Annotated in this window: 14 protein-coding genes; 13 read left to right on the top strand and 1 reads right to left on the bottom strand. The window is 65.7% G+C overall.

Annotated features, from left to right (window positions below):
• The first annotated feature begins 225 nt into the window (after positions 1-225).
• The 13 genes from ACQZF9_RS06055 (at position 226) to ACQZF9_RS06115 (ending at position 16,155) form a co-directional block, all read left to right on the top strand.
• The gene (locus tag ACQZF9_RS06055; RefSeq protein WP_428312355.1) at positions 226-723 is read left to right on the top strand and encodes a chemotaxis protein CheW; all 498 of its coding nucleotides are present in this window, start codon (positions 226-228) and stop codon (positions 721-723) included.
• A 19-nt stretch (positions 724-742) separates the two neighbouring features.
• A complete protein-coding gene (locus ACQZF9_RS06060) occupies positions 743-943 on the top strand; it encodes a hypothetical protein (protein ID WP_428312356.1) in 201 nt (66 codons plus the stop codon).
• A 59-nt stretch (positions 944-1,002) separates the two neighbouring features.
• Positions 1,003-4,611, top strand: coding sequence for a methyl-accepting chemotaxis protein (locus tag ACQZF9_RS06065; RefSeq protein ID WP_428312357.1), 3,609 nt, complete (start codon positions 1,003-1,005; stop codon positions 4,609-4,611).
• A 9-nt stretch (positions 4,612-4,620) separates the two neighbouring features.
• Entirely contained in the window at positions 4,621-5,508 is an 888-nt protein-coding gene (locus ACQZF9_RS06070; protein ID WP_428312358.1) for a CheR family methyltransferase, read from the top strand.
• Positions 5,505-6,128: a chemoreceptor glutamine deamidase CheD gene (cheD, locus tag ACQZF9_RS06075; protein WP_428312359.1), complete on the top strand. Its 624-nt coding sequence runs from the start codon at positions 5,505-5,507 to the stop codon at positions 6,126-6,128. Before ACQZF9_RS06070 ends, cheD begins: the two co-directional genes overlap by 4 nt.
• A gap of 17 nt (positions 6,129-6,145) precedes the next feature.
• Entirely contained in the window at positions 6,146-7,198 is a 1,053-nt protein-coding gene (locus tag ACQZF9_RS06080; RefSeq protein ID WP_428312360.1) for a protein-glutamate methylesterase/protein-glutamine glutaminase, read from the top strand.
• Between the two features lie 165 nt (positions 7,199-7,363).
• Positions 7,364-8,566, top strand: a complete 1,203-nt coding sequence (locus ACQZF9_RS06085; RefSeq protein WP_428312361.1) for a methyl-accepting chemotaxis protein — start codon at positions 7,364-7,366, stop codon at positions 8,564-8,566.
• 12 nt (positions 8,567-8,578) lie between these two features.
• The gene (locus ACQZF9_RS06090) at positions 8,579-8,893 is read left to right on the top strand and encodes an STAS domain-containing protein (RefSeq protein WP_428312362.1); all 315 of its coding nucleotides are present in this window, start codon (positions 8,579-8,581) and stop codon (positions 8,891-8,893) included.
• Positions 8,894-8,930: 37 nt separating this feature from the next.
• Positions 8,931-9,296, top strand: coding sequence for a response regulator (locus tag ACQZF9_RS06095; protein ID WP_428312363.1), 366 nt, complete (start codon positions 8,931-8,933; stop codon positions 9,294-9,296).
• A gap of 10 nt (positions 9,297-9,306) precedes the next feature.
• Entirely contained in the window at positions 9,307-11,346 is a 2,040-nt protein-coding gene (locus ACQZF9_RS06100; RefSeq protein WP_428312364.1) for a chemotaxis protein CheA, read from the top strand.
• A gap of 18 nt (positions 11,347-11,364) precedes the next feature.
• Positions 11,365-11,853: a chemotaxis protein CheW gene (locus tag ACQZF9_RS06105; protein ID WP_428312365.1), complete on the top strand. Its 489-nt coding sequence runs from the start codon at positions 11,365-11,367 to the stop codon at positions 11,851-11,853.
• 314 nt (positions 11,854-12,167) lie between these two features.
• Positions 12,168-12,956: a transporter gene (locus ACQZF9_RS06110; RefSeq protein WP_428313380.1), complete on the top strand. Its 789-nt coding sequence runs from the start codon at positions 12,168-12,170 to the stop codon at positions 12,954-12,956.
• A 25-nt stretch (positions 12,957-12,981) separates the two neighbouring features.
• A complete protein-coding gene (locus ACQZF9_RS06115) occupies positions 12,982-16,155 on the top strand; it encodes a methyl-accepting chemotaxis protein (protein ID WP_428312366.1) in 3,174 nt (1,057 codons plus the stop codon).
• Between the two features lie 83 nt (positions 16,156-16,238).
• Here the strand turns inward: ACQZF9_RS06115 and ACQZF9_RS06120 are convergent, their stop codons facing one another.
• Complete coding sequence (locus ACQZF9_RS06120; RefSeq protein ID WP_428312367.1) at positions 16,239-16,541, bottom strand: hypothetical protein; 303 nt, start codon at positions 16,539-16,541, stop codon at positions 16,239-16,241.
• Between the last annotated feature and the right edge of the window lie 47 nt (positions 16,542-16,588).

Genomic DNA, 16,588 nt, shown 5'->3' on the forward strand with positions numbered 1-16,588 from the left:
CGTATGTCGCGCAGCCCCGTGGGCCTTGCTCATGGCTATAACGGGCCAGCCCGGGAAATCGGAAATATGGAATGTCAATTCATGCCGGCAGCGGCCGATAGCGCTTCGAGGGCAGCGGCGATGTAAGCGCTTTCTGACAAGCGGCCGACTAAAGCGGCTCAAGAATCGACCGCCGTGACCGTTAACCGACGTAGAGCGACGCGGGTCAACGGGAGTGGCGAGACGATGGGCGTGATGGAACCGGCAATCAGCACGACGGGACGCGGCGGCCAGCCGCTGCCGACGAGCCGTTGGGTCGGGTTCGAGATCGCCAGCCAGGCATTCGCGTTGCGCATCGGCTGCGTCCGCGAGGTGGTCTTGTCGGCGAGTGTCGACCCGGTGCCAGGGGCGCCGCGACTGGTACTCGGCGTGGCCGCGCTGCGCGGCCGCATCGTCTCGGTGCTCGACCTGCACGGCCGCCTGCAGATCGAGCCACCGCCGCGCGACGCCGGCAGCGGCGACGGTCATTGCCTGATCGTGGTCGAGTCCGCCGGCGAGCCGCTGGCGCTACGCGTGGACCGCATCGGCCAGCTGTATTCGCTGGAAGGCGAGCACATCAAACCGCCGCCGCGCGTCGCCGCGCCCGGCGTCGACGAGGCCGTCACCGGCCACGTCGCATTCGACGATTCGCTGTTGACCCTGCTCGACCTGGATGCGCTGGTCGATCCGATCGCGCTGGGCTGATTGGGCTGTGGAGACGAGCATGACGACGACGAACCCGATCCAACCGCTGGCCTGGCCCGCGGCCGACACCGCGCCGCTGTCCGAACGCCTGGTGACGGCGCTGCTCGACGGCTTTGATCTGCTCGGCCGCGAACTCGGCGCGGCGCTGCTGATGTGCCCGTGCTGGTCCAATCCGGCCGCCGCGCTATTGCCCCTGTCGGGCGCGCGCGACGACGCCTAGTGCTTTTTCGTTTCTCGTTTCATCTATTCCTATATCAGTAAAACGGAGTTCCCCCACTCATGAAATTCCTCGACGACCTGCCGATTGCGCGGCGATTGCTGTTCGCGTTTTCCATTGCCTGCGTGCTGACCGCCGTTCTGGGCGCCTACGGGTTGTCGCGCCTGGACACCGCTCGCGCCTTCGCCGTCGAGCTGCACGAGAACTCCTTGCCGCGCACCCAGGCGCTGACGACGATGCGGGCGCTGCTGCTGCAGACGCGCATCGACGAACTGCAGCTGATGCATCAGACCGACGCCGACGAGCGCGCCGACTACATCCAGCGCCTGCAGAAAGACCGGGCCGACTTCGAGGCGCAAGCCCAGCGCTACGCGACCCTGGTCGGCAGCCGAGGCGGCGAACTCGCCAACCGCATGGTGGCGATGGACGAGACCTCCAAACATTACTATTCGATCGGCGACCAGATCGTCGCCGCCGTCAGCACGAATCGCAGGGAACAGCTCGGCGAGCTGGCCTCGTCTTCGCGCGAATGGCGTCGCGCTGCCGCCAAGGCGATCGACGGCGTGCTCGAGGTCGAAGCCAGCGACGACGTTGTCCTGTCGCAGCGCCTCAAACAGCATTTCACGACGTCGGTGTGGACCATCGGCATCGCGACCCTGTTGCTCAGCATCCTCTCGGTGCTGATCGGTACCTTGGTTGCCCGTAGCATCAAGCGCCCGCTGGCGCGGGCGGTAGCGGTGGCCGAAGGCATCGCCGCTGGTCGCCTCGACAATCCGATCGGCGATGCCAGTCGCGACGAGACCGGTTCGCTGTTGCGCACGCTCGACCGCATGCAGACCCTGCTGCGCGAGCGCAGCAGGGCCGATCAGCTCAAGTCGATGGAAACCGCACGCATCAAGCAGGGCCTGGACGTGGTTGCGACCAATGTCATGGTGGCCGATGCGGATCTGAACGTGGTCTACGTCAACGACTCGATCAAGCAGATGCTGGTCACCGCTGAAAGCGATATCAAGAAAGATGTGGCGGCGTTCAACGCCAGTACCGTGGTCGGCACCAACATCGACGTGTTCCACAAGAACCCGGCGTTCCAGCGCGGCCTGCTGGCGAAGATGACCAGCACGCACAAGACCAGGCTGGTGCTCGGTGGCCGCAGTTTCTCGCTGATCGTCAACCCGATCGACGGCGCCGCGGGCGAGCGTCTCGGCTACGCCGTCGAATGGAAGGACCAGACGCTGGAACTCGCCGCAGAAGCGCGCGAGAAGCTACAGGCCGCCGAAACCGCACGCATCAAGCAGGGCCTGGACGTGGTCGCGACCAATGTCATGGTGGCGGATGCGGATCTGAATGTGGTCTACGTCAACGACTCGATCAAGCAGATGCTGGTCACCGCTGAAAGCGACATCAAGAAGGATGTGCCGGCGTTCAACGCCAGTACCGTGGTCGGCACCAACATCGACGTGTTCCACAAGAACCCGGCGTTCCAGCGCGGCCTGCTGGCGAAGATGACCAGCACGCACAAGACCAGGCTGGTGCTCGGTGGCCGCAGTTTCTCGCTGATCGTCAACCCGATCGACGGGGCCGCGGGCGAGCGTCTCGGCTACGTCGTCGAATGGAAGGACCAGACGCTGGAACTCGCCGCCGAAGCGCGCGAGAAAGTGCACGCCGCCGAAACCGCGCGCATCAGGCAGGGTCTGGACGTGGTGGCGACCAATGTCATGGTCGCCGACGCAGATCTCAACGTGGTCTACGTCAACCACTCGATCAAGCAGATGCTGAGCGAAGCCGAAGCGGACATCCGCAAGGACGTGCCGAGCTTCTCCGCCGCCAGCGTGGTCGGCACCAACATCGACCGCTTCCACAAGAATCCGGCTCGCCAGCGCGGCATGCTGGCGCAGCTCAGCCAGGCTTTCAGCACGCGTCTCAATCTCGGCGGCCGCAGTTTCTCGCTGATCGTGAACCCGATCGTGGGCGCCGCCGGCGAGCGTCTCGGCTTCGTCGTCGAGTGGCGTGATATCACCGCCGAGCTGCTGCAGCGGCAGACCGATGCGGAGAACCAGGGCAAGATGGCGGCGATCGGCAAGGCACAGGCGATCATCGAATTCAGCATGGACGGCATGGTTCGCGAAGCCAACGACAAATTCGAGCAAGCGACGGGTTACAGCCTGGCCGAGATCAAGGGGCGTCACCACGGCATGTTCGTCGACGACGCTTATCGACAGAGCATCGAGTACCGGCAGTTCTGGGAGAAACTCAATCGCGGCGAGTTCGAAACCGGCCAGTACAAGCGTATCGCCAAGGGCGGCCGCGAGATCTGGCTGCAGGCGATCTACAACCCGATCATGGATGCCGAAGGCAAGCCGTTCAAGGTGGTCAAGTACGCCAGCGATGTGACCGAGCAGGTGCTTGCCGCGCGAGTGCTGGCGCAGGCGGTGGAGCAGACCAAGCAAGTGGTCGGCGCGGCGCGCGTCGGCGATCTGGATCAGCGCATCCCGCTGGACGGCAAGACCGGCGCGGTGCGCGACCTGTGTGAGGACGTGAACTCGCTGGTTTCCAACATGAGCGACGTGATCGGCGATGTCGGCCGCGTGTTCGGCGCGCTAGCCGAAGGCGACCTGACTCAGTCGATCGACGCCGAATACCAGGGCGCGTTCCAGAAGATCAAGGACGACAGCAACCGCAGCGTGCGGCAGCTCGCCCAGAGCGTAACCCAGATCAAGGCCGCGACCGACATGATCAATTCGGCCTCACGCGAAATCGCCACCGGCAACAACGACCTGTCGGCGCGCACCGAGCAGCAGGCCGCGTCGCTGGAAGAAACCGCCTCGTCGATGGAAGAGCTGACCTCGACGGTCAAGCAGAACGCCGAGAACGCCAAGCAGGCCAACCAGCTGGCGATCGGCGCCAGCGACATCGCGGTCAAGGGCGGCAGCGTGGTCGGCCAGGTGGTCACGACGATGGCGGCGATCAACGAGTCGTCGAGGAAAGTCGTCGACATCATCAGCGTCATCGACGGTATCGCGTTCCAGACCAACATCCTGGCGCTGAATGCCGCGGTGGAGGCGGCGCGCGCCGGCGAACAGGGCCGCGGCTTCGCGGTGGTGGCGGCCGAAGTGCGCAGCCTGGCGCAGCGCAGCGCCGCGGCGGCCAAGGAGATCAAGACGCTGATCGGCGACTCGGTCGACAAGGTCGACACCGGCAGCAAGCTGGTCGAGCAGGCCGGCCGCACGATGGACGAGATCGTGACCAGCGTGAAGCGCGTGACCGACATCATGGCCGAAATCACGGCGGCCTCGCAGGAGCAGAGCCAGGGCATCGAGCAGGTCAACCAGACCATCACGCAGATGGACGAAGTGACGCAGCAGAACGCGGCGCTGGTGGAAGAAGCCTCGGCTGCGGCACGCTCGCTGGAAGAGCAGGCCGGCGGCCTGGCGCGCTCGGTGGCGCAGTTCCGGCTCGACTCCGAGCAGACCGAGTCGCTGCACGCCGCCAACGGCGCGCATCCGGCCGATCGGCCGGCACCCAAGGTGTCGATGCTGCGAGCCACCAGTGGCAAGAGCAGCGCCGCCAACCCGCCGCGTCGCGGCTCGTCGGCCGGCAAGACGGCCGCCGCAGCCAAGGCCTCATCCGGCGGTAACTCCGCCAAAACCCCCGACCAGTGGAACGTGTTCTAGGGAGCTGCCGTGTCTGAAGCACGCAGGATATCAAGGACCGCGGCGGCGCCTGAAGCGACGCCGGCCGCGGAGCCGAACGAGCGCGAGTTCGTGTTCACTCCGGCTGATTTTCGGCGCGTCAGCGCGATGATTCGCGCCCGTGCCGGCATCGCGCTCAACGACAGCAAGAGCGATCTGGTCTACAGCCGTCTGGGACGGCGGCTGCGCGCCCACAACCTGCAATCGTTCCGCGCCTACCTGGACCTGCTCGAAGGCGATGCCGGCTCGCCGGAATGGGAGTCTTTCACCAACGCGCTGACCACCAACCTGACCTCGTTCTTTCGCGAGGAGCATCACTTCGTCTTGCTGGCGCAGCTGCTGTCGCAGCGCGCGCCCGGCGAGCACCTGACGCTGTGGTGTTCGGCGGCGAGCACCGGCGAAGAGCCTTACTCGATGGCGATGGTGGCAGCCGAAGTGTTCGGCACGCTGAAGCCGCCGTTGTCGATCCTGGCGACGGATATCGACACGCAGGTGCTGCAGACCGCGGCCGACGGTGTTTACACGATGGATCGGCTGGAGAAAGTCAGCGAAGCGCGACGGCGCCAGTTCTTCCGCCGGGGTAGCGGCGAGAACGATGGCCTGTGCCGCGTCGTCGACGATCTGCGCAGCATGATCACGTTCCGTCAGCTGAACCTGCTCGACTCCAGCTACCCGATGCGTGGACCTTTCCGGGCGATCTTCTGCCGCAATGTGATGATCTATTTCGACAAGCCGACGCAGTACCAGGTGCTGGCACGGATGACGCCGCTGCTCGGCCAGGACGGGCGCCTGTTCGCCGGGCATTCGGAGAGCTTCTTCCACGCCGGCGATCTGATCGAGTCCTGTGGCAGCACGGTTTACAAGCGGGTTGGCACATGAGCGCCAGCGCGCCCGCGGGCGACTGGATATCCAGTGGCGCCAATACCGACACCGGTTACTACGATCCGCGCTTTTCGGCGCAGGCGATCAAGCTGCTGCCCGGCGAGTTCCGCGTCACCAGCGAGGACCTGATGCTGGTCACGGTGCTCGGCTCCTGCGTCTCGGCCTGCCTGCGCGATCCGGTGGCCGGTGTCGGCGGCATGAATCATTTCATGCTGCCGGACTCGATGACCGGCGGCCCCAGCGGCGAGTCGGCGCGTTACGGCAACTACGCGATGGAAGTGCTGATCAACGAGCTGTTCAAGCGCGGCGCGCGGCGCGAGCGGCTCGAAGCCAAGCTGGTCGGCGGCGGCGCCGTGCTACCGGGGATGACGCTCAATCCGGTCGGCGACCGCAACGGCCAGTTCGCGCTGGCGTACCTGCAGGCCGAGCGTATCCAACTCACCGCGCGCGACCTGTTCGACAGTTGCCCACGCCGCGTCCACTACTTTCCGGCGACCGGCCGCATGCTCGTCAAGCGCCTGCCGCCGGTGGCCTCCCGTGAAGTGGCGATCAGCGAAGAGCGCTATCGCAAGCGCGTGCGCCGCCAGCCCGCCGCGGGTTCGGTGGAATTGTTCTAACCAAACCGATGACGACAATGACACCCAACAAGAAAATCCGCGTGCTGGTGATCGACGACTCCGCGTTGATGCGCAAGCTGCTCGTCGAGTTTCTTTCGCAGGACGCGCAGATCGACGTCATCGGCACCGCGCCGGATCCGCTGGTGGCGCGCGACAAGATCAAGGCACTGAATCCCGACGTGCTGACGCTCGACGTCGAAATGCCGCGCATGGACGGCCTGACCTTCCTCGAAAACCTGATGCGGCTGCGGCCGATGCCGGTGGTGATGGTGTCGTCGCTGACCGAGCGCGGCGCCGAGGTCACCTTGCAGGCGCTGGAGCTGGGCGCGGTGGATTTCGTCACCAAGCCAAAGATCGATCTCGAGGCTGGCGTGCGCCAGTACGCGCAGGATCTGATCATGAAGATCAAGGCGGCGGCGAACGCGCGAGTACGCGGCCTGGGAATGACGCGCCCTACGCCGCAACCGCGGCCGAGCAAGCTGTTCCGCACCACCGACCGCATCATCGCCATCGGCGCCTCCACCGGCGGCACCGAGGCGATCAAGGACGTGCTGGCGATGATGCCGGCCAACGCGCCGGCGATCCTGATCACGCAGCACATCCCGGCCGCGTTCTCGGCGCCGTTCGCGGCGCGCATGGACCGCAGCTCGGCGATGAGCGTCTGCGAGGCGCGCGACGGCCAGCTGATCATCCCCGGCCACGTTTATATCGCGCCCGGCGACTGGCATCTGAGCCTGGCGCGCGACGGCGCGCGCTATGTCTGCCGGCTGGATCAGGCGCCGCCGGAGAACCGTCATCGTCCGAGCGTCGACGTGCTGTTCAAGTCGGTGGCGCGCCACGCCGGCGCCAACGCGGTCGCGGCGGTGCTGACCGGCATGGGTGACGACGGCGCCCGCGGCCTGCTCGCGATGCGCGAAGCCGGCGCCCGCACTCTGGTGCAGGACGAGGCCAGCAGCGTGGTCTGGGGCATGCCCGGCGCCGCGTTCAAACTCGGCGGCGCCGAGCAGATCTGCGACCTGCAGGACATCGCCGGCCGGCTGCTGGCGCACTGCGACGCGCTGGCCGCGTGATCGAGCGCCGCAGGCGCGACGCTGCCCGCGACGCGCGCGCGTGGCCGGTAGCAAAGCTGCAAACCGACGAAAAAACTGCCCGCCGAGGCCTCAAGCCCGCCGGACTGCAGCCGATAACAACGAGAGACGGCACGCCTGTGTGCCTCGACGGACGATGGGCACATGATGAAACCAAGAGCTGATGGAGTCGCGGCAGTCGTATCGGTTGGCAGCCTGCTGCTGGCTTTCACGCAGCCATCGCCGCTCGTCGTTGCCACGCTCGCGCTGCCGCTGGCCGCCGCCTGGGCCTGGCATTTCCGGACCCAGCGCCGCGAGCAAGCCGAGCGTGCGCGTGCCGACGGCCAGACGAGCGTGCAGCGCGAGAATCACGATCGCAGCCTGGCGGAAATCCGCAACGGCCTGGCCAACGAGGTCGACGGCCTGCGCCACGAAATTTCGCGGGTTCGCAGCCTGGTGCAGGGTGCGATCCGTCAGCTGACGGCGAGCTTCGAGGCGATGAACCAGCACGCACGCCACCAGGACAAGGTGGTCACGCGGATTCTCGATCAGACCGATGGCGCCGAGGCCCAGCGCGCCGGCGTGCGTCACTTCGCCGAGATGGCGGGCCGCCTGACCGGCGAGCTGGTCGACACCCTGTCCGAAGTCAGCAACCAGAGCATCGCCAGCATCCAGCAGATCGACACGATGGTGTCGCACCTGGACGCGATCTTCGAGCTGCTCGGTGACGTGCGCTCGATCGCCGATCAGACCAACCTGCTGGCGCTCAATGCCGCCATCGAAGCGGCGCGCGCCGGTGAAGCCGGCCGCGGCTTCGCCGTGGTCGCCGAAGAAGTGCGCAATCTCAGCGAACGCTCCAATAATTTCAACGAACAGATCCGCAAGCGCGTCGCCAGTTCCAAGGACGCGATCGCCAAGGTTCGCGAAACCGTCGGCGGCATGGCCTCGCGCCACCAGCAGCGCAGCACCCAGGCGCGCGGCGAAGTCGACCACATGCTGACGCGCATCGACGAGATCAACCGCGTGCTCGGCGACGGCATGAAGGAAGTCTCCAGCAGCGGAGAACGCATCGGCGTCGCGGTATCCGAAGCGGTGCGCTCGCTGCAGTTCGAGGACATCGCCACGCAGGCGCTCGCCGCGGCCGACGCGCATGTGTCGCGCCTGGTGTCGATCAACGACGAGGCGGCGCTGCTGCCGCTGGTTCGCGGCAACGACCAGGTGCATGCACCGGCGCCGGCTGCCGCGCTTCGTGTTCCGGCACCAGCGAACGCGGCGATCAATTCCGCGCTGACCGTGTCCGATTGGCGCCTGCCGCAGCACAAGCCGGTGGCGCAGGTGAGCATGGATTCCGGCGCCGTCGAACTGTTTTGATCGGAGAACCTCATGCCCAGAACCCGTAGCAGCAAGCAGCAGCCGGCAACGCCGATCAGCCTCGGCGCCGATCTCGGCATCGAACTGGCGCCGGCGCTGCAGGCCGAACTCGCCCAGCGACTGGAGCAGCGCGAGCCGGTGCAGATCAACGCCTCGGAAGTGCGCCGCGTGCACACCGCCGCGTTGCAGCTGTTCTGCCTTTTCTGTCGCGACCGGCGTGAAGCCGGCAGGGCCGTCGAATTCCTGATGCCGTCCGAAAGCCTGCGCCAGGCAGCCTCGCTGCTCGGTGCAAGCACACTGCTGCAGATTTCGCAGCAGGCCGCCTGAGTTTCCCTTTTGTAGTCCTTCCCAGAGTAACCACGCTATGTCCAACCGGATTCTCGCAGTCGACGATTCCACCTCGATGCGCCAGATGGTGTCCTTCACCTTGAGCTCCGCGGGCTTCGACGTGACCGAGGCCGAAGACGGTGCGGTCGCTCTGGAAATCGCGCGCAATCAGAAGTTCGACCTGGTACTGGCCGACGTCAACATGCCGAATATGGACGGCCTGTCGCTGGTGCGCGCGCTGCGCGGGCTGGCCGACTACAAGTTCACGCCGCTGCTGATGCTGACCACCGAGTCCACGCCGGAAAAGAAGGCGGAAGGCAAGGCGGCTGGCGCGACCGGCTGGATGGTCAAGCCTTTTGTGCCCGAGCAGCTGATCAACACGATCAAGCGCGTGTTGACCTAAGGCATTCACCATGTCCATTGATCTTGCCCGGTTTCACCAGGCGTTTTTCGAAGAAAGCTTCGAGCGGATCGACTCGATGGAGCAGGGTCTGCTGCAACTCGAGGTTGGCATCGACAACGCCGAGACTGTCAACGATATCTTTCGCGCCGCGCATTCGATCAAGGGCGGTGCCGCGACTTTCGGTTTCGCGGCCGTAGCCGGCTTCACTCATCATGTGGAAACGCTGCTGGATTCGGTGCGCGACGGCAGCCGCGGCGTCGACGCGGCGCTGGTGACGCTGCTGCTGCGTGCCGCCGACCAGGTGCGTGCCTTGCTCGTGGCGGCCCGCGACAACGGCGTGGCCGACGCGGCGCTGAGCCTGCAATTGCAGGCAGAGCTGCAGGCCGCCTTGAGCGGCGGCACCGCCGAGCACGCGGCCGCACCGGCACCCGTAGTCGCCGCAGCGCCGGCTGCCGCCGCCGGCGGCTGGCATATCGTGTTCAAACCCAATACCGACCTGTTTTCCAGCGGCAACGATCCGCTGCGTATCCTGCGCGGCGTCGAGTCACTGGGCCGGCTGCATGCCGAACTGCATGTGGCGTCGGGCGTGCCGGCGTTCGCCGAAGCTGATCCCTTGAGCTGCCATCTGTGGTGGACGCTGCGGCTGGAAAGCGATGCCAGTGAAGACCAGGTGCGCGAGATGTTCGCCTGGGTCGAGGACGAGTGCGAGCTGGCGATCACGCCGCTGCCGCTCGCCGCCGTCGCGGACGTCTCGGTGAACACCAGCAAAGTCGTGCCGATCGGCGTCGCGGCGGCGGCCACCTCCCGTGCGGCCGCCGCCGCGGTGCCTGCGGCTCCGGCCGCTGCGCCGTCCGCCGGCCGGTCGCGCCCACAGGCCGACAGCTCGATCCGCGTATCGACCGACAAGATCGACGGTCTGATCAATCTGGTCGGCGAGCTGGTGATTACGCAGGCGAGCCTGACGCAGTACACGCAGGGCCTGGATCCGCTGGTGCACGAGCGCCTGCTGGCCTCGGTGCAACAGCTCGAACAGACCGCGCGCCTGTTGCAGGAATCGGTGATGTCGACGCGCATGCTGCCGATCGACTCGGTGTTCAGCCGCTTCCCGCGCATGGTGCATGACCTGGCCGCGCGTCTCGACAAGCAGGTGCGCCTGCAGACGGTCGGCGAGGGCACCGAGCTCGACAAGAGCGTGATCGAGAAGATCGGCGATCCGCTGACGCACCTGGTGCGCAACTGCATCGATCACGGCATCGAAAAGCCCGAGGAGCGCATCCGCGCCGGCAAGCCGGCTCAGGGCACGATGACGCTGACCGCCGCGCATCAGGGCGGCCAGATCGTGATCGAGGTGATCGACGACGGCCGCGGCCTCAACCGCCAGCGCATCATCGACAAGGCACGCGGCAATGGCCTGGTCATCGCCGACAACGCCAGCGACAGCGAGGTCTGGAACCTGATTTTTGCGCCGGGCTTTTCCACCGCCGCCGAAGTCACCGATGTCTCCGGCCGCGGTGTCGGCATGGACGTGGTCCGGCGCAACATCGAGTCGCTCGGCGGCGAAGTCGAGCTCAAATCCAACGAAGGCTCGGGCACCACGGTGCGCATCCGCCTGCCGCTGACGCTGGCGATCATCGACGGCATGTTCGTCGACGTCGGTGGCGAGACCTTCATCGTGCCGCTCAACGGCGTCATCGAGTCGCTGCTGCCGCTGCCCGAGCAGGTCAAGCGCGTCTCCGGCCAGGGCATGGTGCTGAAACTGCGCGACGAATACATCCCGATGATTTCGGCGCGCGATCTCTACCATGTTCCCGGTACCTCGCGCGAGGCGCATCAGCAGATCGCCGTGGTCGTCGAGGCCGAGAACCAGAAGCTGGCGATCCTGGTGGACGACCTGCTCGGCCAGCAGCAGGCGGTGATCAAGAGCCTGGAGGCCCATTACCGCCGCGTCTTCGGTGTTGCCGGCGCCACCATCCTCGGCGACGGGCGCGTTGCGCTGATCGTCGATGTCACCGAAATCGTGCGCAATTCCGGCCGTGCGCAGGCCGCCTGATACAAACGGACCCCTTTCATGAAACCCAACGAAAAGCAGCAGGCGCCACGCGAATATCTGAGCTTCACGCTCGGCGCTGAAGAATATGGCATTGACATCCTGGCGGTGCAGGAAATCCGCGGCTACGACGCGGTGACGCGCATCCCGGACGCGCCGGAATACATCAAGGGCCTGGTCAACCTGCGCGGCACGATCGCGCCGGTGGTGGACCTGCGGCTGCGCTTCAAGCTCGGCCGCGCCGACTACGATCACCTGACGGTGATGATCGTGCTCAACGTCGCCGACCGCATCGTCGGCGTCGTCGTCGACAGCGTTTGCGACGTGGTGCCGCTGAGCGCCGATCAGATCGCGCCGCCGCCGGCGTTCGGCTCGACGTTCGACTCGTCCTACCTGCAGGGCCTGGCCAGTCTCAACGAGCGCATGTTGATCCTGGTCGACATCGAAAAGCTGCTCGGCAGTGCGGACATGGCCTTGTATGCGCCGGTTGCGCCCGCGCTGGCAGCGTGATTCAAGCGCCGGTCCGGGCGCCAGGAAAGTGAGACCGACGCAGCGACATCAGAGAGTCATCGGCACCACGGTGCCAGCTATTTCATAAGTAAACCTTGCAGCTCCATTTTTAGTTGATGCACTTCGGGAAATTCCCGCTTTTCACCTGAGTAAATGCCAATGCGATGTCCTAAAACGATAGGAGCTGCACCATGTTCCATCCACGTTCGCGTGAAGCGCTCGTCCGCGCCGCACGGCTAGGCAGGGAGCCGCGCAGCAGCGCGCCCAGGCGTGCCGCCCGAAGGGGTGAGCGCGTCAACACGAGGCAAGCTGCGATCCGAACCCTGTTCGGCTTTGCAGGTTTCGCCTTGCTGGCGCTACCCGCAGCCGCGTCGGCGACCGACGATGCACCCGAGACGATCAGCACCGATCGCCCGGATTTCGTCGAGTCCAGCCTGACCGTCGGCGCGGCCGCGATCCAGCTCGAAACCAGCGTCGCCATCGAGCGCGACCAGGGCTTTGACGGCGGCGCGCAGCTGCTGCTGACGCCGACGCTGCTGCGCGTGGGTCTGGGCGCGGTGACCGAACTGCGGCTGGAGACCGATGGCCTTTTGCACCAGAGCGGCGACGATGACGGCGGCAGCCGCGACGGCATCGCCGACCTGTCGCTGGGGCTTAAGTACCACATCCCGCAACCCGGCCCGGCCGCGGCATCCAGCGCGGTGCTGCTGCACGTCGATCTGCCCAGCGGCAGCAGCGCCTATCGCGGCCATGGCGCGCGTCCATCGCTGCGTTACGTCGCCGAATGGGAGTTGCCCTACGACAGCGGCCTCGGCGTGATGCCCGGCATCGTGCTCGACAGCGACGATCAGCACGAGCGCTATGTCGCGGCACTCGCCGGCATCACGCTCGGCCACAGCTGGACGCCGCAGCTGCGCAGTTTCGTCGAACTCGCCGCCGAGAACATCGCCGCTGACGATCACGCCGATACCCAGCTGAGCTTCGACACCGGCCTGGCCTGGCTGCTGAGCAGGGATATCCAGCTCGACACCGCTGCCTACGTCGGGCTCAACCGCTACACACCTGATTTCGTCATCGCTGTCGGCATATCAAGCCGCTGGTAAACAAAAAGCAGAACTCGAGGATCTCATGAAAATCAAGCAAAAACTGATGCTGCTCAGCGTCGCCGGCATCGCGGCCGCGCTTACTTTGGGACTGGTGGGATGGTATGGCCAGAGCCGGCTGCTGGCCCAGACCGATGCCGAACGCAATCTGGCGAAGGCGGTCCGCGAGCAGATGCAGGTCGACATGATGCACGACGCGATCCACTCCGACGTGCTCAGCAGCCTGGCATCCGGCACCGCCGACGCGACCGTAGCCCAGGCCAAGGCCGACGACCTGCAGCGGCATATCGGCAACGTCAACGCCATGCTGGCCGCGCTGGCCAGGCTGCACGGCGATGCCAAGATCGAGGGCAAGCTGCAGCAAGTGCAACCGCAGCTCGAAGCCTACGGGCGCCAGGCGGCGGAGATCATCGCGTTGTCCGGGCACGATGTCGCAGCGGCGCGGCGCGCCATGCCCGAGCTGGAGCGACGGTTCACCGAACTCGAAGGCACGCTGTCCGAATTCGGCAACGACATCGAAGCCTATGCCACTGCGGTCGGCACGACAGCCGATCGCAGCGCGCACAATGTGTTGGTGTTCCAGGTCGTCTCGCTGGTGCTGCTGTCGGTGCTGCTGACGCTGCTGGGTGTATTGCTCAGCCGTCGCATCCTCGACCAGCTCGGAGCCGACCCCATCGACGCCAAGATTGCGGCCGAGCGCATCGCCGCCGGCGAGCTCGACATAAAAATCGAAATCGGCCCGCGCGGCCAGGGCAGCCTGATGGCCGCGCTGCAGCGCATGCAAGCGACGCTGCAGGAACAACACGGCGCCGACAAGCTCGTAACCGATCGCCTGACGCGGATCGAACAGGGCCTCAACGCCGTGGGCACCAACGTGATGATTTCCGACGGCGATCTCAACGTCGTCTACGTCAACGAATCGATCAAGAAAATGCTGGTCGAGGCCGAGCCGGAAATCCGCAAGGATCTGCCGGATTTCAGGGCCACGGAAGTTGTCGGTATCAACATCGACCGCTTCCACAAGCACCCCTCGCACCAGCGCGGCATGCTGGCCAGGCTCGACAAGACCTTCACCACGCGCCTGAACTTCGGCACCAGCAGCTTTTCGCTGGTGGTCAATCCCATCATCAACGCTGCCGGTGCTCGCCTGGGCTTCATCGTCGAGTGGCGCGACATCACCGTCGAGCTGCGGCAGAGCGAGCGTGATGCCGATTTCAGGGGCCAGATCGCGGCGATCGGCAAGGCGCAGGCGGTGATCGAGTTCGGTCTCGACGGCGTCGTCCTCGATGCCAACGAAAACTTCCTGAAGGCGGTCGGTTATACGCTCGATGAGGTCAAGGGCCGGCACCACAGCCTGTTCGTCGAGCCGGCTTACCGCGACAGCGCCGACTACAAGCATTTCTGGGAGCGTCTCGGCAACGGCCGCTACGATCGCGGCCAGTACAAGCGCATCGGCAAGGACGGCCAGACGCTCTGGCTGGAGGCGAGCTACAACCCGATCATGGACGTCAACGGCAAGCCGTTCAAAGTGGTCAAGTACGCAACCGACATCACGGTCGATCGTCTGCGCAACGCCGACTACCAGGGCCAGATCGCCGCGATCGGCAAGGCTCAGGCGGTCATCGAGTTTTCGATGGACGGCATGATCCAGAACGCCAACGAAAACTTCCTCAGCGCGGTCGGCTATACGCTGTCCGACATCAAGGGGCGCCATCACAGCCTGTTCGTCGATCCGTCCGATCGTCAGAGTGCCGCCTACAAGCAGTTTTGGGAGACCCTGCGTCGCGGCGAGTATGACGCGGGCCAGTACAAGCGCATCGGCAAGGACGGCCGGGAAATCTGGCTGCAGGCCTCGTACAACCCGATCATCGACGCCGAAGGCAAGCCGTTCAAGGTGGTCAAATACGCCAGCGACGTGACCGAGCAGGTACTCGCGTCGCGCGTCTTGCAGCAGGCGGTGGAGCAGACCAAGGAAGTGGTCGGCGCGGCCCGCGCCGGCGATCTCGATCGCCGTATCTCGCTGGAAGGCAAGACCGGCGCGGTGCGTGACCTGTGCGAGGACGTCAACAGCCTGGTCGCGAACATGAGCGATGTGATCGGCGATATCGGCCGCGTGTTCGGCGCGCTGGCCGAAGGCGATCTGACCCAGAGCATCGATGCCGAGTACCAGGGCGCGTTCCAGAAGATCAAGGAGGACAGCAACCGCAGCATCAAGCAGCTGGCGGACAGCATCAACCAGATCAAGGCGGCGACGAACACCATCAATTCCGCCTCACGCGAAATCGCCACCGGCAACAACGACCTGTCCGGGCGCACCGAGCAACAGGCCGCGTCGCTGGAAGAAACCGCTTCGTCGATGGAAGAGCTGACCTCGACGGTCAAGCAGAACGCCGAGAACGCCAAGCAGGCCAACCAGCTGGCGATCGGCGCCAGTGACATCGCGGTCAAGGGCGGCACCGTCGTCGGCCAGGTGGTCACGACGATGGCGGCGATCAATGAGTCGTCGAGGAAAGTCGTCGACATCATCAGCGTCATCGACGGCATCGCGTTCCAGACCAACATCCTGGCGCTGAATGCTGCGGTGGAAGCGGCGCGTGCCGGCGAACAGGGCCGCGGCTTTGCGGTGGTGGCGGCCGAAGTGCGCAGCCTGGCGCAGCGCAGCGCCGCGGCGGCCAAGGAGATCAAGACGCTGATCGGCGACTCGGTCGACAAGGCCGAAAGCGGCAGCAAGCTGGTGGAGCAGGCCGGCCGCACGATGGACGAGATCGTGACGAGCGTGAAGCGAGTGACCGACATCATGGCCGAAATCACGGCGGCCTCGCAGGAGCAGAGCCAGGGCATCGAGCAGGTCAACCAGACCATCACGCAGATGGACGAAGTGACGCAGCAGAACGCGGCGCTGGTGGAAGAAGCATCGGCTGCGGCGCGCTCGCTGGAAGAACAGGCCAACGGCCTGGCGCACTCGGTGGCCCGCTTCAGGCTCGACGATTCGGCGCAGGAAGCCGCGGCGCCGGTCTTCGCATCACGGCCGGTGTTGGTACACCCCACGGGCAGCAAGCCGGCGAGCAAGCCGGCGAGCAAGCCCGCGCCGGCCAGGCCGGTCGCCTTCAAACGCGCGCAATCCGCAGCGGCATCGATCGAGCCGCGTCGCATGGCGGCGGGCTCCGGCGCGGCGAGCGATCAGTGGAAGGAGTTCTGATCGAGGCCGTTGTAGTTTGATGCTGTCGATGTCAAAGCCCGGTTCGCGATGAACCGGGTTTTTTTTGCGGCGTCGACGTGCTTTCAGTCGCGGGGCAGCAGACGAATCTCGACGGTGCCCCCGGATTCGAACACCGGGTTGCCCTTGATCAAGGCCCTTGCCGCCACGATGTCCTCGGCCTGTACGCGCAAATAGCCGACAAGCCGGGTGCTGATCTCGCCGGCGGTTCCGCTTTTGTTGACGCACAGGCCGGGACCGATCGAGCTGCCACCGTCGAAGCGGCCCGTCGCGCGCAGCATGGCAAGGTAGGCATCCCAGGCCGGCGCGCTGTCGGCGGGATCCTGCTGACGCGCATCGTTGTGCATCAGCAGCAGATAGTCGTTCATCGCTACTCTCCGGTCGGCGCGGCAGTGACGCGGGGCTCGCCGACGTT

Source organism: Hydrocarboniphaga sp. (assembly GCF_965279055.1).
Lineage (GTDB): Bacteria > Pseudomonadota > Gammaproteobacteria > Nevskiales > Nevskiaceae > Hydrocarboniphaga.